This window comes from Methylobacterium sp. UNCCL125 (genome assembly GCF_900116795.1).
GTDB lineage: Bacteria > Pseudomonadota > Alphaproteobacteria > Rhizobiales > Beijerinckiaceae > Methylobacterium > Methylobacterium fujisawaense.
In genome coordinates this window covers 55,704-74,555 of record NZ_FPBW01000027.1, presented here as the reverse complement: position 1 = coordinate 74,555, position 18,852 = coordinate 55,704, and the positions used below count along the sequence as shown (strand labels likewise).

Here is an 18,852-nt window from a genome sequence, read left to right as displayed (position 1 = left end):
GATCAGGGAGCGCGGGTCCCTCTCCCGTTCGGGAGAGGGACCCGCGCTCCGACCTAAGACCGTATGGCCTCGTGGTGCGTCGAGCCCCCGCCCCTACTCCGCCGCCTGCGCCAAGTACCGCGCCGGATCGTAGTTCAGGATCGGCCCGAGCCAGCGCTCGACCTCGCGGACATCCATGCCCTTGCGGACGGCGTAATCCTCGACCTGATCCCGCTCCACCTTGGCGACGCCGAAATAATGCGCCTCCGGGTGGGCGATGTAGATCCCCGACACCGACGAGCCCGGCCACATGGCGTAGGATTCGGTGAGCTTCACGCCGATCCGGCTCTCGGCCCGCAGCAGGTCGAACAGGGTCGTCTTCTCGGTGTGGTCGGGCTGGGCCGGGTAGCCGGGAGCCGGGCGGATGCCGTCGTATTTCTCCAGCACCAGCTCCTCGGGGGCGTAGGCCTCCTCCGTCGCGTAGCCCCAGAACTCCTTGCGCACCCGCTCGTGCATCCGCTCGGCGAAGGCCTCGGCGATGCGGTCGGCGAGCGCCTTGACCAGGATCGCCCGGTAATCGTCGTTGGCCCGCTCGAAGCGCTCGGCGATCCGCACTTCCTCCAGGCCGGCCGTCACCACGAAGCCACCGACATAGTCGGCGATGCCGGTCTCGGAAGGCGCCACGAAGTCCGACAGGCAGGTGTTGGCGCGCCCGTCGCGCTTCGAGAGCTGCTGGCGCAGGCCGTGGAAGGTGGCGAGCCGCTCCGACCGGCTCTCGCCGGTGTAGAGCGCGATGTCGTCGCCGACGCTGTTGGCCGGCCAGAAGCCGATCACCGCCTTCGGGTTGAACCAGCGCTCCTCAACGATCTGCTTCAGCATCGCCTGCGCGTCCTCGTAGAGGGCGCGGGCGGCCGGTCCCTGCTCGGGATCGTCCAGGATCGCCGGAAAGCGGCCCTTGAACTCGTAGGTCTGCAGGAACGGCGTCCAGTCGATGTAGGGCACGAGGTCGGCGACCTCGTAGGAGCCGTAGACCCGGGTGCCGGTGAAGGTCGGCTTGGCCGGCTTGTAGCCCGACCAGTCGACCTTGAAGGCGTTGGCCCGCGCCTTGGCCAGCGGCAGCCGCTGCTTGTCGACCTCCGAGCGCTTATGGGCGTCGGCGACCTTGGCGTACTCGGCCCGGACCTTCTCGATCGTGGGCCCACGGGTCTCCTTGGAGATCAGGCTCGACACCACGCCGACCGCCCGGCTCGCGTCGGTGACGTAGACGGCCTGCCCCTTGGCGTAGGCCGGGTGGATCTTCACCGCCGTGTGGACGCGGCTCGTGGTGGCGCCGCCGATCAGCAGCGGCACGTCCAGGCCCTCGCGCTCCATCTCGCCCGCCACGTGGACCATCTCGTCGAGCGACGGGGTGATCAGGCCGGACAGGCCGACGATGTCGACCTGCTCGCGCTTGGCGGTCTCCAGGATCTTGGCGGCCGGCACCATCACGCCGAGATCGATGATCTCGTAGTTGTTGCAGGCCAGCACGACGCCGACGATGTTCTTGCCGATGTCGTGGACGTCGCCCTTCACGGTGGCCATCAGCACCTTGCCGGCGGCCTGGCGCTTGCCGTCGCCGCCATTGGCGAGCTTCTCGGCCTCCATGTAGGGCTCGAGATAGGCCACCGCCTGCTTCATCACCCGGGCGGATTTCACCACCTGCGGCAGGAACATCTTGCCCGCGCCGAACAGGTCGCCGACCACGTTCATGCCGGCCATCAGCGGGCCCTCGATGACGTGGAGCGGCCGCTCCACGCCCTGGCGGGCCTCCTCGGTGTCGGCCAGGATGTACTCGGTGATGCCGTTGACCAGGGCGTGCTCGATGCGCTTCCCGACCGGCGCCTCGCGCCAGGTCAGGTCGGCGGTCTTGGCCTGGGCCGAAGCGCCGGTCTTGAACCGCTCGGCGGCCTCCAGCAGGCGCTCGGTGGAATCGTCGCGCCGGTTGAGGACCACGTCCTCGCAGAGCTCGCGAAGCTCCGCCGGGATCTCGTCGTAGACGGCGAGCTGGCCGGCATTGACGATGCCCATGTCCATGCCCGCCTGGATGCAGTGGAACAGGAACACCGCGTGCATCGCCTCGCGCACCGGCTCGTTGCCGCGGAACGCGAAGGACAGGTTCGAGACGCCGCCCGAGATGTGGGCGTGCGGCAGGGTCTCGCGGATCGTGCGGGTCGCCTCGATGAAGGCGACGCCGTAGCCGTTATGCTCCTCGATGCCGGTGGCGACCGCGAAGATGTTCGGGTCGAAGATGATGTCTTCGGGCGGGAAGCCGACCTGCTCGGTCAGGATCCGGTAGGCCTTGGTGCAGATCTCGACCTTGCGCTCGTAGGAATCCGCCTGCCCCTGCTCGTCGAAGGCCATCACCACCACGGCGGCGCCGTAGGAGCGGCAGACGCGTGCCGCCTCGATGAACTTCTCCTCGCCCTCCTTCATGGAGATCGAGTTCACGATCGGCTTGCCCTGGATGCACTTGAGCCCCGCCTCGATCACCTCGAACTTCGAGGAATCGACCATCACGGGCACCCGGGCGATGTCGGGCTCGGCGGCGACGAGGTTGAGGAACTCGACCATCGCCTTCTGGGAGTCGAGCAGGCCCTCGTCCATGTTGACGTCGATCACCTGGGCGCCGGCCGCCACCTGATCGCGGGCGACGTCGAGCGCCGCCGCGTAGTCGCCGTTGGTGATGAGCTTGCGGAACTTGGCCGAGCCGGTGACGTTCGTGCGCTCGCCGACGTTCACGAAGGGGATTTCCGGCGTGAGCACGAAGGGCTCGAGGCCCGACAGCCGCATCAGGCGGGGGATCTCGGGGATCGGCCGCGGCGCCTTGCCGGCGACGGCCTCCGCGATGGCGCGGATATGGTCCGGGGTGGTGCCGCAGCAGCCGCCGACCATGTTGACGAGGCCGGATTCGGCGAACTCGCCGACGAGCTTGCCCATGGCCTCCGGGCTCTCGTCGTAGAGGCCGAACTCGTTGGGCAGGCCGGCATTCGGATAGGCGCAGACCAGCGTGTCGCAGATCCGCGACAGCTCGGCGATGTGGCCGCGCATCTCGCGGGCGCCCAGCGCGCAATTGAGGCCGAAGGTCAGCGGATCGGAATGGCGCAGGGCGTGCCAGAAGGCCGCCGGGGTCTGACCCGACAGGGTGCGGCCCGAGAGATCCGTGATCGTGCCGGAGATCTGGATCGGCAGCCGGATGCCGGTCTCGTCGAAGACCTGCCACGCCGCCGCCACCGCGGCCTTGGCGTTGAGCGTGTCGAAGATGGTCTCGATCAGGATCAGCTCGGCGCCCCCGTCGATCAGGCCGCGGACCTGCTCCACGTAGGCCTGCTTGACCTGATCGAAGGTGACGGCCCGGAAGCCCGGGTTGTTCACGTCCGGCGAGATCGACAGGGTGCGGTTCGTCGGGCCGATGGCGCCGGCCACGAAGCGGCGGCGGCCGTCCGTCTCCTCGGCGAGCTTGGCGGCCTCGCGGGCGAGACGCGCGCCCTCCCGGTTCAACTCGTGGATGATCGACTCCATGCCGTAATCGGCCTGGGCGATGGTGGTGCCCGAGAAGGTGTTGGTCTCGCAGACGTCGGCGCCGGCCAGGAAGTAGTCGAGGTGGATCTGCCGGATCGCGTCGGGCTGGGTCAGGATCAGGAGGTCGTTGTTGCCCTTCTGATCGTGGCCGTGATCCTTGAACCGGTCGCCGCGAAAATCCTCTTCCGAGAACTTCAGCCGCTGGATCACGGTGCCCATCGCCCCGTCGAGGACGAGGATCTTCTCCGCCGCGCGCTGGCGCAGCGCCTGTGCGATCGCGGTACCGTCGACGGGGGCAAAATCGGTCATCATGCGTCCTGTCAGATCACCTCGTCCCGAGGTGCCGGAGCGAAGCGGAGGCCTCGCAGGAGGCCTCCAGATATCTCGGTGTTCCCTGGAGCCCGCCTTCGAGGCCGCTCGCGCGGCACCTCAGGAGGGTGAAAACCTTCATTCTACCAGACGCTTCCGTACCATGGGCGCGGAGGCGTCCCCGTCTCTGCGAGCGGAGCGAAGCCGTCCAGCAGCGCCACGCTCACGGATGTCGCGCTGTCCTGGGTCGCTTCGCTGCGCTCGCGAGGACGGATCGGGGGTGTCGAGCGCGGCCTCGGGAATTAAGCCGCCGCCTTGGCGGCCGCCAGCTTCGGCGCCTGGGCGCGCAGGCCGAGCAGGTGGCAGATCGCGTAGACCAGATCCGAGCGGTTCATCGAGTAGAAGTGGAAGTCGTTGACGCCCTCGTCCACGAGGTCGAGCACCTGCTCGGCCGCCACCGCGGCGGCGACGAGGCGGCGGGTCTCCACGTCGTCTTCCAGGCCCTCGAACCTTGCGGCCAGCCAGTAGGGCACCGAGGCGCCGGTGCGGCGGGCGAAGTTCGCCGCCTGCTTGAAGTTCTGCACCGGCAGGATGCCCGGGATGATCGGGATCGTGATCCCCGCGGCCCGGACCTTCTCCAGGTAGCGCAGGAAGACCTCGTTCTCGAAGAAGAACTGGGTGATCGCCTGATCGGCGCCGGCATCGACCTTGGCCTTCAGGGCCTCGATGTCCGCGTCGAGCGAGGCCGCCTCCGGGTGCTTCTCGGGATAGGCCGAGACCGAGACCTTGAAGTCGCCGATCCGCTTGATCCCCTCGACCAGCTCGGCGGTCGACGCGTAGCCGCCCGGATGCGGCCGGTAGGCGTGGCCGACGCCCTCCGCCGGGTCGCCGCGGAGCGCCACGATGTGGCGCACGCCCGCATCCCAGTAGGACTGGACCACCGCGTCGATCTCCTCCCGGGTGGCGTCCACGCAGGTGAGGTGCGCGGCCGGCTTCAGGCCGGTCTCGCGGACCATCCGGGCCACCGTGTTGTGGGTGCGCTCCCGGGTGGAGCCGCCGGCCCCGTAGGTCACCGAGACGAAGCTCGGCTGAAGCGGCGCCAGACGCTCGATCGAGCCCCAGAGGATCTTCTCCATCTCCTCGGTCTTCGGCGGGAAGAACTCGATCGAGACGCGGATCGGGTGGTAGCCGTCGCGGCTGGCGCGGTGGGTGGAGCGGCGCATCGGGGTCTCGTCCTCTATGTCGATCGGTTCAGACGAAGTCTGCGAAGGTTCTGGATGTCAGGCGACGGCGCGCCGGGGCTGTTCAGTCTCGTCGGCCAGACCGTCCTGGGCCAGCCAGAGGGTGACGGTGAGCTGACCCGACTCGCGCGGCGCTAGATCGCGCGTGCCGACCGTGGCGAGACCGGCCTCCGCGAGCCAGCCGGAGACCTGCTCGGCGGAGAAGCCGAGGCGTCGGTGGGCTTGGCCCGTGCGCAGGAATTCCAGCTCGTGCGGCGCGAAATCCACCACCAGCAGACGGCCGCCCGGCGCCACCAGCCGCGCGGCGCCGCGGAGCGCCCGGGCCGGGTCGTCGAGATAATGCAGCACCTGATGGACCACCACGAGGTCGAAGCTCGACCGGGCGAAGGGCGGCGCGTGGATGTCGCCCTGCCGCAGATCCACCCGCGACAGACCCTGGCGCTCCAGGTTGGCCCGGGCGACGGACAGCATGGCATGGCTCGAATCGAGCCCGGTGGCGCGGCTGGCCCGGGGAGCCAGCAGGCCGAGCATGCGGCCCGTCCCGGTGCCGAGATCGATCAAACTGCCGATCGGCCGGTCGCCCAGGGCGTCCAGCACCGCCGCCTCCACGATCGCCTCCGGCACGTGCAGGGAGCGCAGCTCGTCCCATTTGGGCGCCAGCCGGGCGAAGAAGGTCTCGGCCGCCTCGGCCCGCTGCACCCGCACGGCATCGAGACGGGCGCGGTCCTCCGACAGGGGCGGTGCGGTCCGGTCGAGACCGGACAGCAGCGGATCCGCCAGGCCGGCGCGGGCGTCGGACAGCCGGAAGAACGCCCAGGCCCCTTCGCGGTGACGCTCGACAAGCCCGGCTTCCACCAGAAGCTTGAGATGCCGCGAGATCCGCGGCTGCGACTGGCCGAGGATGTCGGTCAGGTCGGACACCGACAGTTCCCCCTCGGCGAGCAGCGCCAGGATGCGCAGGCGCGTCTCCTCGGCGGCCGCACGCAGGACGCCCAGGGCTTCCGGAAAGGGGATCGATCCCGCCTCTTGCCTGCGTTCAATAGACATAAAGATATGTTTATGTGCGTTTCGCGGTGGGCGCAAGCACGAACTTGCGGGGGTTTGCCAGGTGGATGAGACCGAAGCGCGGCGGCCGCGTTGATGGCAGGGCCGCCGAGTGCGGGCCCGGGGAGGCGTGCATGTCCGAGAGCCCGTTCCCGCAGATCACGCTGGTCCGCCACGGCGAGACCGCCTGGAGCCGATCCGGCCAGCATACCGGGCGCAGCGACATTCCCCTGACCCCGGAGGGCGAGGAAGCGGCGCGCGCCCTCGCCCCGCGCCTCGCGGCCCGCTCCTACGCGGAGGTCTGGTCGAGCCCGTCGAGCCGGGCGGCCACGACCTGCGCGCTGGCGGGCTTCGGTGACCGGCGCGTGATCGATCCGGATCTCGCGGAGTGGGATTACGGCGCCTACGAGGGCCGGACCACGCAGGCGATCCTGGCCGAGCGGCCGGATTGGCGCCTGTTCCGCGACGGCTGCCCCGGCGGCGAGACGGCGGAGGCGGTCGGCGTTCGGGCGGACCGGATCATCGCCCGGGCCCGCGCCCGTGATGCCGACCTCGTCGTGTTCTCCAGCGCGCATGTCCTGCGGGTGCTCGCCGCGCGCTGGATCGGGCTGCCGCCGCAGGGAGGGGCGCTTCTCGTCCTCGGCACAGCGAGCGTCTCGGTGCTCGGCTACGAACACGACCGCGCCGAGCCGGTGCTGCGCGCCTGGAACGGCTAGGCGCCGACGCTAGCGCAGCCAATACCCATCCGGCGCGAGCGCGTCCGGCATCGGCTCGCCGAGGGCGTGGTGCACGATCCGGTCGACGGCGCGGACCATGGCGTCGAGGGGCAGGTCGTTCGGCTCGGTGCCGAACGGTTCCTCGAGCTCGTCCCCGAGGGCGTCGAGGCCGAAGAAGGTGTAGGCCACGAGCGCCACCACGACGGGCGTCGCCCAGCCCAGTGAGCCCGTGAGGCCCACCGGCAGGAGCAGGCAGTAGAGCCACGCGGTCCGGTACACCAACAGGGTGTAGGCGAAGGGCAGCGGCGTGTTGGCGAGGCGCTCGCAGGCGGTGTGCACGCCCGACAGCGCCTCGATCCGGGCTTCGAGGATGCCGAACTGGATGTCGCTGAGCCCGCCCGCGCGCATCAGCGCGGCCAGGTCCCGGGTGATGGCGCCCAGAATCGAGTCGGTGGGATTCGGGCCCGACAGGTCCGATCCGGGGCTCATCCGGCCCACCGCGGCGGCCTCGTCGAGGGCGCGCAGGCGGGCATGAAGCCCGTGGGCGAAGGCCGAGAGGCGTCGGAGCTGGCGCGCCGCCTCCCGCTCCGGCAGCAGGGCCGGGAGGATGCGGGCGAGGTTGCGCACCTCGCCGATCAGGTTGCCCCAGTGCTTCCGGGCTTCCCACCAACGCTCGTAGCAGGCGTTGTTGCGGAAGCTCAGGAAGATCGAGAGGGCGAGGCCGACCACCGTGAACGGGGTGACCCCCGCGGTGACCGGGAACAGTTCGGGCCATCGCGATTCCGCCCAGACCACCGCGCAGGACACCGCGACGATCCCTGCGAGCTTCGGCGCCACCCGCGGCAGGATCGAGCCGCGCAGGGTGAACAGCAGGGTCAGCAGGTTGGGCCGGGTGCGGACGATCATCGGGGCTTCGGGTCTGGGGGGCTTCTTAGCCCTGCCCTGCCCCCCGCGCGCCGGCAAGGAACGTGTTGGTGAAAAGGGGCGCCGGCCGCCCAGCCCGGCGGGGCGGACCGTGCGAGCTGGCCCGGCTGACGGCGCATCCGAGACCCGTCGCGCGGGCCGCGGGCGGCCGATCGTGCAAGGGGCGGCCGATCATGCAAGGGGGCCCTGGCCGGGATCAGGCGCCCTCTGCCTCCCACAGCCACGCCGCGCCGCGCACGCCCGATGCGTCCCCGTGCAGGCTTGCCCGGATGGGGGTGTCGAAGGTGTCCGAGAAGACATGGGGGGCGATCGCGGCCGGCAGGCCGGCGATCAGCTCCGGGATCCGCGACAGGCCGCCGCCGATCACGATCACATCCGGGTCCAGCAGGTTCACCACCTGGGCGGCCGCGCGCCCGAGCCGCTCGAGATGCGCGGCCAGCGTCTCCTGCGCCGCCGGACTGCCGGTCCGGCCCTCGGCGACGACGGCCTCCGCGGTGAGGTTCCCGCCGTGCCGCCGGGCGTGGTCCGCCGCCAGCCCGGGCCCGGACAGCCAGGTCTCGACGCAGCCCCGGCGGCCGCAATAGCAGGCGGGACCCGGTCGCTCGTCGTCGCGGGGGGCCGGCAGGGGACCGTGGCCCCATTCGCCCGCGATGCCGTTGCGGCCCGTGAGGACTCGCCCGTCGAGGGCGATGCCGGAGCCGACGCCGGTTCCCAGGATCACGGCCCAGACCACACGGGCCCCGGCGCCGGCACCGTCGATTGCCTCCGACACAGCCAGGCAATTGGCGTCGTTCTCGATCCGCAGAGGCCGCTGCAGCCGCTGCTCGAGATCGGCCGCGAACGGGTGTCCGTTGAGCCAGTGCGAGTTGGCGTTGCGCACGAGGCCCGTCGCCGGGGACAGGCTCCCCGGCATGCCGATTCCGACGCTGCAGGGCATACCGGCTTCGGCTTCGAGACGCAGGACCAGATCGGCCACGGCCTCGACGGTTTCCCCATAGGCGCCGCGCGGGGCGGCCACCCGGGCTTCGGCCAGGGTCGAGCCGTCCCGGCCCAGGACGATCCCGGCGATCTTCGTGCCGCCGAGATCGATGCCGAGGCGCGGGCGCCCCCCGGATCCTGCCGCGGGCGACCCCATCACTCGGCGGCAGCGACCTTGCTGTCGGTTCCCATCGGCTGCGGCGCCTCGTCGGCGATGTGGGTGCCGATGGCGAGCGGATGGGCCATCACCTCGTTGAGCTTGGCCACGTCGAGCTCGCCTTCCCAGCGGCTGACCACCACGCAGGCGACGCCGTTGCCCACGAGGTTGGTGAGCGCGCGGCACTCGGACATGAACTTGTCGATCCCGAGCACGAGGGTCATGGCGGCCACCGGGACCGGGCTGTTGGGGATCGCCGAGAGGGTCGCCGCCAGGGTGATGAAGCCCGCGCCGGTGACGCCCGACGCGCCCTTCGAGGTCAGCATCGCCACCAGGATGATGGTCGCGTACTGGCTGATCGACAGGTCCACACCCACGGCCTGCGCCAGGAACAGCGTGGCCAGCGTCATGTAGATGTTGGTGCCGTCGAGGTTGAACGAGTAGCCGGTCGGAACGACGAGGCCGACCACCGAGTCCGAGGCGCCGAGCCGGCGCATCTTGGTCATGAGCTGCGGCAGCACCGTCTCGGAGGACGAGGTGCCGACCACGATCAGCAACTCGTCCTTGATGTAGGCGAGGAAGCGCAGGATCGAGAAGCCCGCGATCCGGGCGATCGTCCCGAGCACCACGAGCACGAACAGCAGCGCCGTGATGTAGAAGGTGCCGACCAGCCACGCGAGGTCGTAGACCTTCTGGATGCCGTACTCGCCGATCGTGAAGGCCATGGCGCCGAAGGCGCCGACGGGGGCGAGCTTCACGATGATGCCGATGATCCGGAAGAAGATCTGGCCGGCGGTGTCGATCGCCCGGTTTACGCCGGCCGCCCGCTCTCCGAGGTTCGTCACCACGACGCCGGTGAGGATCGAGATCAGCAGCACCTGAAGCAGGTCGCCGGTGGCGAAGGGATCGAGGAAGCTCTTGGGGATGATCGCCAGGATGTGGGCGACGGTGGAATCGGCGGCCGCCTTGCTGGCGTAGGTCGCGACCTTGCTGGCGTCGAGCTTCGACGGGTCGGCGTTGAACCCGGCGCCGGGCCGGATCACCTCGCCGACGATGACGCCGATCAGGAGCGCGATGGTGGAGACCACCTCGAAATAGACCAGCGCCTTCAGCCCGACCCGGCCGACCTTCTTCAGGTCGCCGATCGACGCGATGCCGTGCACGATCGTGCAGAAGATGATCGGCGCGATCATCATCTTGATCAGGCCGATGAAGGCGTCGCCGAGCCACTTCATCGATTTGCCGGTGGCCGGGTCGTACCAGCCGAGCAGCACGCCGAGCGCGATGGCGATCAGGACCTGGATGTAGAGCACCTTGTACCAAGGCTCGCGGGGCGCTGCGGCGGGAGCCGGCGCGTGGATTGCCTGTGCCATGTCCATCCCGTGCGACGACCGCGCACCCTCCCATTGTGCCGGCACGCTAGCGATTATCATCCGGCGCCTCAACGCCCGCACGGTTATGGTCCGGGAACCATCCGTGACAAAAATCTGTCGATCCCGGCCGAAGTCACTTCTCTCGTCTGACAAGTGCGCGCAGGCTGAGTAGCGCGGCTGTTTCTGGTCTCCGGCGGACTGAGCCGGCCAATCGACGGCATCCGGTGATCTCTGGAGAGTGTCCGTGGTTGGATTCCACCGGGCCCGAACGGCGTTCCTGGGCGTGCTGCTCACCGGCATCCTGATCGAGCCCGCCTCGGCCGGCGTCGTCGCGCGGATCGACCAGTCGCGGCAGCGCATGCGCGTCTATGTCGACGGTTATCCGGCCTATGAATGGCCCGTGTCCACGGCCCGTCGCGGCTACGTCACGCCCAGCGGACGGTTCCGCGTCGGGCTGATGGCGCCGATGTGGCGCTCCCGCAAGTATCACGGCTCTCCGATGCCGCACGCGATGTTCTTCCGCGGCGGCTACGCGATCCACGGCACCTATGCCACCGGGGCCCTCGGGCGCCGGGCGAGCCACGGCTGCATCCGCCTGTCGCCCGGCCATGCCGCCGCCCTGTTCGGCCTCGCCCGCAGCCGCGGCGGAGCGACGGTGGTGATCCGCGATTGAGCGACCGGGCCGCCCCACCCCTGCCCCAGGCCTGAGCGGAGATGCGGCTTGCGTCGCAAGCCGTCGGCACCCGGCACAGAGGTCCGGATCCCCCGGGACCGCCCGAGGAGGGCCGGGTCCCGAAACGCGGACGGGCCGCAGCGCGATCTGCGCTGCGGCCCGTCTGCATGGCGCCTTATCGTGGGCTCAGGTCTGCTGCTGGGTCCGGCGGGGCCGGACGGTCCAGCGCTCGAACATCGAGGCGGGATCCTCGCTCTTCGCGTCCTTGTTCTCCGCCGCGTGATCGGGCTGCTGGTGGATCGCAGCGCCGAGCGCCTGGGACAGGCTCTCGATGACGTCGTCGATGCGGGCATCCCCGTGCAAGGGGTCCCCCGGGCCGGTCTGGGCGGCGGGCGTCTCGGCGGGCGCGGCCGCCTCCGGCGCGGGCTCCGGCTGAGGCTCCGGCTCGGGGTGATGCTCGGGGGCCGGTTCGGGCGGGCGCGCGGCCGCAGCCGGCTCCGGGGCCGGGGGCGCCGGAACGACCGGCGCGGCGGCCGGGGCAGCTGCGGCGGCCGGCGTCACGGCCCGGCGCATGGCGCTCGTCGCACCCTCGTCGGACTCGGCGTTCCGGCTGCTGCTGCCGTAGCGGCCGAAGCCGAACCGGGGCTCGATCAGGTCCAGCACCGCGTCGAGCGCGGCGTTGCTCAGCGCCACCTCCTCGGCGGCCGGCACGCCCTGGATCGCGAGGGCCTGCCGCTCGAAGGCCGGCTCGTTGCTGACCTCCCGGCCGAACCAGCTCGGGGCATGGAAGGCCGCGGCATCGCCGTCATTGTCGAAGGTGATGCTGATCAGGTCCAGGCTGCCGGGTGTGACGTAGCGGTCGATGGCGATCTCGCGGCCGCCGGCATTCAGGGTGGTGCGGTCGTAGGCGGCCTTCCCGGGGCAGACGTCCAGCAGGGCGTCGCCGTGGGCGCGCGGCACGTCGGTGCGCTCCTCGACCGGGATGCCGTCCGCCCCCTTGTTCACCAGGACCAGCTGGCAGACTTGGCCGTCGACACGCACATAGGACGCGCGGCCACCCTGCGGGGCGAAGTGCCCCTCGGTGATCCGGGCGCCGCCCCGCTCCTTGCGGATCAGGCGGACCAGGGACGGTGCGACCAGAAATCGGCGAACGGTGCTCATGAACTCAAAACCCCTCCCGCTTGGTCGGCAGTGCGCCGATCCGGCGGACAGCCCTCAGCGCCGCCGGGCCGCACGGAAGGGTGCAAGTGGAACCGACCCGCACGGCGTATAAGCTGGACTGCCACGCCGTATTCGTCAGAGCCTGACCGCTTCCGTCGCCAATCACCGGACAGCGACAACCTGAGACTATAGAGCGCTAAGCAAAAACGCGACGAAATCAAGACCGGATCGGGTCGAGGCTCCGGCCGCGGCGCCTTCTATCCCCGATATCCCGGCTTTTGAGCCCGAATTCCGAACCCAGGTTAGGCCGGAACGCGCCTCATTCCGCGGGCTCGAAATTCATCGCCGCGCCGTTCATGCAGTAGCGCAGGCCGGTCGGAGCCGGGCCGTCGTCGAAGACGTGGCCGAGATGGCCCTGGCAGCGGGCGCAGTGGACCTCGGTGCGGACCATCCAGTGGCTGCGGTCCACCGTGGTCTCGACGGCGCCCGGCAGGGGTTCGAAGAAGCTCGGCCAGCCGGTCCCGGATTCGAACTTGGTGCCCTGCTCGAACAGCGGCTGCCCGCAGCCGGCGCAGGTGAAGGTGCCGGCGCGCTTCTCGGCGAGCAGGCAGCTCGTGCCGGCCCGCTCGGTCCCGTGCTCGCGCAGGACCCGGTACTGCTCCGGCGTCAGCGTCGAGCGCCATTCCGCGTCGCTGCGGGTGTCCGGGCTGGTGGTCGGCGTGTCGGCCATGACGATCTCCCTTTTCGCGAGGCTATATAGGGATTGCGCACGGTTTTCGGCAGTCCCGGAGCGTATCGCGATGCCGCGTCCCGCACCGGCGAGGCCGCGGTCAGGCGGCCGCGCCGACGGTGTCGGCCATCCGCGCCCGGCGCAAGCCCATCGGCAGCGGCGCGCCCGTGGTGGTGTCGCGGGCGGTCTGGTGCTCCAGCTCGGCGTTGATCTCGCCGCCGAGCAGCACGATCGTGGAGGAGATCCAGATCCAGGTCATGAAGCCGATCACCGCGCCCAGCGAGCCGTAGGTTTCGTTGTAGGTGCCGAAGCTGGCGACGTACCAGGAGAACAGGAGCGAGGCGATGAGCCAGAGCAGGCCCGCGACCACGCTGCCGACCCCGACCCAGCGCCAGCGGGCATGTTCCCGGCTCGGCCCGAAGCGGTAGAGCACCGACAGGCCGCCGAGCAGGACGATCAGGATCGCCGGCCAGCGCAGGGCCGCGAGCAGCCACGCGGTCGAGCCGAGGCCCAGGAAGTTCAGCACCACCGGCACGACCACAATCACGTTGAGCGCGATGATGATGAACAGCAGAGCTCCCACCGTGAAGGTGAGGGACCGGAGGTTCAGCCAGAAGAAATTGCGCTTCTCCTCCTCCTCGTAGACCACGTTCAACGCATCGAACATCGCCTTCATGGCCGCGTTGGCGCTCCAGAGCGACAGCAGCAGGCTGGAGAAGAACGTGATGCTGAGAGATCCGCTGCCCTTGGCGGCGATGCGCTTGACCTGATCGCCGATGAGTTCGACCGCGCCGGACGGCAGGACCGCGTGAAGCTGCGCGAGGTGATCGTTGATGACGGTCACGTCGGCGAACAGGCCGTAGCAGGAGACCAGCGCGGCGATGGCGGGAAACAGCGACAGCAGCGAGTAGAAGGTCACCCCGGCGGCGACCGCCAGCACCCGGTCCTTGTTGAACTCCAGATAGACCCGGACGGCGATGTCCTTCCAGCCGGACCGCGTCATCTCGGTGGGGCTGTCGGCGGCGCGGCCCCGCTCGGCCTGCGTCGCGGCGGTGAGCTGCGCGGCGCGCCCCGAGATCGAGCGCGCGCCCGCGGCCACGCCCTTCTGCAAACCCCGATCGCCGGCGGGCGGCTCGCGGTCGCTGGGCGGTTCGCTCGCGGGGGGAGCCGCCGACACGCCGCGCCGCGCCGGCGCCGCCGCGAGGGCGACCAAAGCCGAGCCGAGCATCAGGATCCACAGGATCGAGCCGGTCTCGGATGGTCCGGTCGAACGCGACGGTGACGGAGGCATGTATCGGGGCCAGTGCGCGGAACTGCCGCGCTCGGGACTCCCAACGTCGTCGTGCCGTGGCCGTTCCGCGCATTTGGCGGGGACGCTGCGGCCCTCCGCGCGTTGTGCCCGTTATGCACGCTCAGCCCCGCCTCGGATTCTGCTGCAAGTTTGTCCTGGACGAGCCTCCCGGCACCCACGCCACCCTCAAGGCGGAGCGGGAGGCCACGCTGCACATGAACCTCACCAGCGTGACCATGGCCCATCTCACCAAGCTGGAGCCCGCCGCCCGGCGGGCCAAGCTCGCCGGCCTCGTCGCCCACAACCTCGCTGCGCTGGCCCGCCAGATCGCCTGGGTCGGGGCCCGGCCGCCCCTGGAGCGCCTCCTGCGCATGGCGAGCAACGTCCTGCCGGGCTACACTCACCCCATCGCGCAGGCGATCTACGCCGAGCCCGAGATGGCGGCGCTGGTCGAGCGCGGCCTCGCGGAGGCCGGAGCCCTCGGACGCCGGCTCGGCGTGCGCCTGAGCTTCCATCCGGGGCCGTTCTGCCTGCTGGCGAGCCGCAACCCGGCGGCCATCGCGAACGGCCTATCGGAACTCGACTATCACGCCGAGATCTTCGACCGGATGGGCTACGGCGGCGGCTGGCACCCGCACGGCGCCCACATCAACATCCATGTCGGCGCCGGCGACCCCGGGGTCGCGGGCTTCCGCGAGACCCTGCCCCGGGCGAGCCGGGTGGCGCGCGACCTCGTCACCGTGGAGAACGACGAGAACGTCTTCGGCCTCGACGCGGTGCTGCAACTCGCCGACATCGTGCCGGTGGTGCTCGACCTGCACCACCACTGGGTCGAGAGCGGCGGCGCATACCTCGAACCGGACGATCCCCGGATCGCCCGGGTGACGGAGTCCTGGCGCGGCGTGCGGCCCGTGGCCCATATCAGCGTGTCGCGCGAGGCAGTCTCGTCCGACTGCGATCCGGATGCCCTGCCCGACTTCCCCGCCCTGCGCGGGGCCGGTCACGCGGTCCGGAATCTCGCGGCCCATTCCGACATGATGTGGAACCGGGCGGTGAACGATCTCGTCGCCCGCCATCTCGCCTGGGCGGATTTCGAGATCGAGGCCAAGGCGAAGAACCGCGCCTCCATGCAGATCGCCCGTCACATCCAGGCGCTGGAGCAGGCCGCGCCGATCGCGGCCGAATGACGGGGCGGTCTCGACGTCTCCGCCGGTCCGCTCTAGGCAATCCGACATGAAGACCGCCGATTGCGACATCCTCATCGTCCCGGGGCTCGGAGGTTCCGAGGAAGACCATTGGCAGGCCCGCTGGGCGGGCCGCCTCGCCACGGCGCGGGTGGTGGAGCAGGACCAGTGGCACGCCCCGACGCCGGAGGCGTGGTGCGGGCGCATCGCCGAGGCGGTCGCGGCGGCGACCCGGCCGGTCATCCTGATCGCCCACAGCCTCGGCGTCGTGGCCTGCGTCGAGGCGGTGCCGCACTTTCCCGCGGGGGTGGTGCGCGGCGCCCTGCTGGTCTCCGTCCCGGACGTGGAGGAGAACCCCGACGTGCCCGCGGCGGCGCGCGTCTTCGCGCCGGTGCCGCGGGACCCCCTGCCCTTCCCGTCGCTTCTGGTCGCCAGCCGGACGGATCCCTATTGCCGCTACGACCGGGCCGACGACTTCGCCCATGCCTGGGGCTCGCTGACGGTCGATGCCGGCGAATCCGGCCATATCAACGTGGCGAGCGGGCACGGGCCGTGGCCCGAAGGGTTGATGCGGCTCGCCGGGTTCCTGAAGGGTCTGTCCGTGTGACGGACCTGAATGGCAGGGCTGCACGGAACCCGCCGACGACCAGGCTCCGATCCCCGACGCGATCACCGCATTAACGCGCTGTTTACCACCGGCCCCTTCAGTGGCGGTACGGGCGGTCCTTCGTCCCGAAGCCGCCCCTGGAGAGCACCGTGACGCGCAAAGAGCTTCTGGAACGACTCGAAGCGGTGCAGACCGCCCTCGGCCCCCGGGCCCAGAGCAACTTCAACAGCTCGCTGTTCAACGACGTGACGCTGCTCAAGCGGATCGAGGCCTTCGAGGCCAAGCTCGGCGAGCCCGAGAAGCCGAAGACCGCCGACTATACCGGCAACATGTTCTCCCGCATCGCCAACCGCCGCGCCGCCGCGGGCGCCAAGTAGCCCGCTACGATTTCGGCTCGGCCTCGGCCGAGCGCAGCAGCTCGCCGGCGACGTCGGCGAGCCGCGGCGGGGCCTCCCGCACGAAGGGCAGCGGACGGCAGACATTCAGGGCCGCGAGCCCGAACCGGGCGGTCATCAGCCCGTTGAGCACGCCCTCGCCCAGCTTGGCCGAGACCCGGGCGGCAATCCCGAGCCCCAGAACCTGCTGCATGACGCTCTCGCCCACCGCCATCCCGCCGGTGACGGTGAGATGCGCGAGCGCCGCGCGCCCCAGCCGCAGGAAGCCCAGGAAGCCCGGCCGGCCGCCGTAGATCGCCGCGATCCGGCGCAGCAGCCGCACCGCCGCGAACACCACGAAGGCCACGTCGACGATCGCCCGCGGGCTGAGCGCGGTCACCGCCGAGACCTGCTTGGCCGTCGTCGCGATGGCGTTGCGCGCCTGCCGGTCCAGACCGGCCAGCAGCTCGTGCTCGGCGAGCCCGATCCGGTCGTCCACGTCGAGGATCGCGTCGGCGGCGGCGTCGATCCGGGCGCGGCCCGCCGACAGCGTGTCGCGGTCGGCGTAGAAGGTCGAGAGCGCCTGCACCACCGCCTGCGCGCCGGTGTGGTCGCGGGTGGCGAGGGCGTCCAGCGCCGACTGGCGCAGGCGCTCGATCTTCCGTTCGCGCCGCAGGCCGGCGAGTTCCCGGACCACGATCGCGAGCAGCGCCAGCGCGGCAAGTCCCAGAAGCGCGAGGGCCACCCAGCCGAGCCAGGGGGCGGCCTGGAACAGGTCGGCGATCATCCGCTCGACCGACAGGCCGACGCCGAGGGAGACGAGGCCGCCCACCGCCGAGAGGAACAGGGTGCCCCAGGGCGAGCGCGACCGCGGCGCCACCGGCACGGCGACGCCGTCGGCGGCATCAACGATCTCGAAGGGCTCGTCCACGATCCGGGCCTGGGGCGGCCGGGCGGCGAGCGGCGTCGTGATGACGCTCGGCTCGGCGGCCGGCTCGGGCGTGATCCGGAAGGCGCGGGGTTTCTGGCCGGAGGTCATGCTCGAAGGCTCCGCGGAGTCGCACACATCGTCACGCCAGACGGTCGCCGATCAGGAACTGCATCGCCCGGTCCAGGCGGATCTGCGGCAGGTGGCCGGGGCGGCCGAGCCCGTCGGGCCTGACCAGCGGCGGCCGGAAGCGCGGAAAGCGCAGCGAGCCCGGCTCCACCGCGCCCTCCAGCACCGCCTCGGCGCGGGCCGGCAGCTCGCCCGGGAAGATCGCGGCCTCGCTGTTGCCGTCGAACACCTCGTCGCCCACCACCTCGCCGGCTTCCGGGGTGCCGGCCACCGCCCGCAGCGTGTCCGACCCGTCGTGGACGGTGGTCTCGCGGGTGGCGCGCACGGAGGCCAGCGCCACCGTGCCCACCCGGGCGCCCGCCGCCTCGGTCCGCCGCATCGCCCGGGACACCAGAAGCCGCAGGAGGGCGTCGAGCCGGTCGTGGCTCGTCTGGTGGAGGTGGTCGGCCTTGGTGGCGGCGAACAGCACGCGGTCGGCCCGCGGCGCGAACAGCCGCGACAGCACCGTGTTGCGGCCGATGTTGAGGCTGAGCAGCACCGCGTCCAGCGCCTCCTCCAGCTCGGCCAGGGCGGTGGGGCCGGCATCGACCGCCGAGAGCACGTCCACCAGCACGATCTGCCGGTCGACCCGCTGGAAATGGTCGCGGAAGAACGGCGTCACGACCTTGGTCTTGTAGGCCTCGAAGCGCCGCTCCATCAGCCCTGCGAGGCTGTCGGGCGCGATCGCCTCGGGGAGCCGGTCGAGGGGCGCGAAGGTCAGCGCCGGGGAGCCCGCGAGGTCGCCGGGCATCAGGAAGCGGCCGGGCGGCGTCGTCGCCACCGCTTCCGGGCCGGCGCGCAGGCCCGCGAGGTAGGTCTTGAAGGCGTCGCTCGCCCGCTCGGCCGCGACCTCGTCGAGGGGCCCGTTCGGATCGAAGCCCTTCAGCGCCGCGAGCCAGGGCGCCGCCACGGCGGCGCGGCCGGGGCGGCGGGTGCCGCCGATCGTGGCCCGGGACCACGCCGTGTAGCTGGTCTCGATCAGGGCGAGGTCGAGGAGCCATTCGCCCGGGTAGTCGACCACGTCGAGCATCAGGGTGGCCGGGCCGGTGCGCCAGCCGGCGGCGCGCTCGTAGGCGATCTCCAGGCGGAACTGGCTGATCCGGTCGGTGGAGCGCGGCCAGCACCGCGCCTCGGTGAGCGTGGCGAAATGCTCCTCGAAGGGGAAGCGCGGCACGTCGTCGTCGGGTTGGGGCACCAGCTTGGCACGGCGCAGGCGGCCCTCCTGAGCGGGGGCGAAGGCCGGCAGCGCGTGCGTCTCCACGAGGTGGTGGATCAGGGCCGTGGTGAAGACGGTCTTGCCCGAGCGCGCGAGCCCGGTCACGCCCAGCCGCAGGGTCGGCTGGACCAGCAGGTCGTGCGAGGCTTCGGCGAAGGCTTTGACGGCCGAGCCGGCGCGCGCGGCAAGGTCGATCAGGGGCACGGGCGGGCTCGTCGTGAGGGGAACAGGCCGGGCAGAG

At 71.0% G+C, this 18,852-nt stretch carries 16 protein-coding genes; 5 read left to right on the top strand and 11 right to left on the bottom strand.

The genetic code is table 11. The features are described 5' to 3' along the window. Positions 1 to 93 precede the first annotated feature (93 nt). From metH to BM396_RS24535, 3 genes are all read right to left on the bottom strand, one after another. Positions 94 to 3,846, bottom strand: coding sequence for a methionine synthase (metH, locus tag BM396_RS24545; RefSeq protein ID WP_043384497.1), 3,753 nt, complete (start codon positions 3,844 to 3,846; stop codon positions 94 to 96). A 302-nt stretch (positions 3,847 to 4,148) separates the two neighbouring features. Then, complete coding sequence (gene metF, locus BM396_RS24540) at positions 4,149 to 5,069, bottom strand: methylenetetrahydrofolate reductase [NAD(P)H] (protein ID WP_043384357.1); 921 nt, start codon at positions 5,067 to 5,069, stop codon at positions 4,149 to 4,151. 57 nt (positions 5,070 to 5,126) lie between these two features. Beyond that, the gene (locus BM396_RS24535) at positions 5,127 to 6,134 is read right to left on the bottom strand and encodes an ArsR/SmtB family transcription factor (protein WP_043384360.1); all 1,008 of its coding nucleotides are present in this window, start codon (positions 6,132 to 6,134) and stop codon (positions 5,127 to 5,129) included. A gap of 131 nt (positions 6,135 to 6,265) precedes the next feature. Here BM396_RS24535 and BM396_RS24530 point away from each other — a divergent pair, with 131 nt between their 5' ends. After that, positions 6,266 to 6,847, top strand: coding sequence for a histidine phosphatase family protein (locus BM396_RS24530; RefSeq protein ID WP_043384363.1), 582 nt, complete (start codon positions 6,266 to 6,268; stop codon positions 6,845 to 6,847). A 9-nt stretch (positions 6,848 to 6,856) separates the two neighbouring features. On the opposite strand, the gene BM396_RS24525 is transcribed toward BM396_RS24530, so the two are convergent. The 3 genes from BM396_RS24525 to BM396_RS24515 all read right to left on the bottom strand — a co-directional run bounded on the left by BM396_RS24525 (position 6,857) and on the right by BM396_RS24515 (position 10,279). After that, complete coding sequence (locus BM396_RS24525) at positions 6,857 to 7,753, bottom strand: bestrophin family protein (protein WP_043384367.1); 897 nt, start codon at positions 7,751 to 7,753, stop codon at positions 6,857 to 6,859. A gap of 214 nt (positions 7,754 to 7,967) precedes the next feature. Next, a complete protein-coding gene (locus tag BM396_RS24520) occupies positions 7,968 to 8,906 on the bottom strand; it encodes an ROK family protein (protein ID WP_043384370.1) in 939 nt (312 codons plus the stop codon). Then, a complete protein-coding gene (locus tag BM396_RS24515; RefSeq protein WP_043354440.1) occupies positions 8,906 to 10,279 on the bottom strand; it encodes a dicarboxylate/amino acid:cation symporter in 1,374 nt (457 codons plus the stop codon). Before BM396_RS24515 ends, BM396_RS24520 begins: the two co-directional genes overlap by 1 nt. Positions 10,280 to 10,523: 244 nt before the next feature. On the opposite strand from BM396_RS24515, the gene BM396_RS24510 reads away from it, so the two are divergent. After that, the gene (locus tag BM396_RS24510) at positions 10,524 to 10,952 is read left to right on the top strand and encodes a L,D-transpeptidase (RefSeq protein WP_244538946.1); all 429 of its coding nucleotides are present in this window, start codon (positions 10,524 to 10,526) and stop codon (positions 10,950 to 10,952) included. A 186-nt stretch (positions 10,953 to 11,138) separates the two neighbouring features. Here the strand turns inward: BM396_RS24510 and BM396_RS24505 are convergent, their stop codons facing one another. From BM396_RS24505 to BM396_RS24495, 3 genes are all read right to left on the bottom strand, one after another. Then, positions 11,139 to 12,113: a CYTH domain-containing protein gene (locus tag BM396_RS24505; protein ID WP_043384373.1), complete on the bottom strand. Its 975-nt coding sequence runs from the start codon at positions 12,111 to 12,113 to the stop codon at positions 11,139 to 11,141. Between the two features lie 319 nt (positions 12,114 to 12,432). Beyond that, a complete protein-coding gene (gene msrB / locus BM396_RS24500; protein ID WP_043354431.1) occupies positions 12,433 to 12,843 on the bottom strand; it encodes a peptide-methionine (R)-S-oxide reductase MsrB in 411 nt (136 codons plus the stop codon). Between the two features lie 100 nt (positions 12,844 to 12,943). Continuing rightward, positions 12,944 to 14,134: a YihY/virulence factor BrkB family protein gene (locus BM396_RS24495; RefSeq protein WP_043384377.1), complete on the bottom strand. Its 1,191-nt coding sequence runs from the start codon at positions 14,132 to 14,134 to the stop codon at positions 12,944 to 12,946. A gap of 113 nt (positions 14,135 to 14,247) precedes the next feature. Here BM396_RS24495 and BM396_RS24490 point away from each other — a divergent pair, with 113 nt between their 5' ends. From BM396_RS24490 to BM396_RS24480, 3 genes are all read left to right on the top strand, one after another. Beyond that, on the top strand, positions 14,248 to 15,321 hold the full coding sequence (locus BM396_RS24490) for a UV damage endonuclease UvsE (RefSeq protein WP_043384380.1): 1,074 nt from the start codon (positions 14,248 to 14,250) through the stop codon (positions 15,319 to 15,321). Positions 15,322 to 15,367: 46 nt separating this feature from the next. Beyond that, positions 15,368 to 15,925 (top strand): RBBP9/YdeN family alpha/beta hydrolase, encoded by a 558-nt coding sequence (locus tag BM396_RS24485; RefSeq protein ID WP_043384382.1) that lies wholly within the window; start codon positions 15,368 to 15,370, stop codon positions 15,923 to 15,925. A gap of 149 nt (positions 15,926 to 16,074) precedes the next feature. Then, on the top strand, positions 16,075 to 16,302 hold the full coding sequence (locus tag BM396_RS24480) for a hypothetical protein (RefSeq protein WP_012319110.1): 228 nt from the start codon (positions 16,075 to 16,077) through the stop codon (positions 16,300 to 16,302). A gap of 4 nt (positions 16,303 to 16,306) precedes the next feature. Here BM396_RS24480 and BM396_RS24475 read toward each other — a convergent pair whose 3' ends face one another. After that, positions 16,307 to 17,338 carry a YcjF family protein gene (locus tag BM396_RS24475; protein WP_043384384.1) on the bottom strand — a complete coding sequence of 344 codons (1,032 nt, stop codon included), beginning with the start codon at positions 17,336 to 17,338 and terminating at the stop codon, positions 16,307 to 16,309. Between the two features lie 31 nt (positions 17,339 to 17,369). Then, entirely contained in the window at positions 17,370 to 18,815 is a 1,446-nt protein-coding gene (locus BM396_RS24470) for a YcjX family GTP-binding protein (RefSeq protein ID WP_043354447.1), read from the bottom strand. Positions 18,816 to 18,852 lie beyond the last annotated feature (37 nt).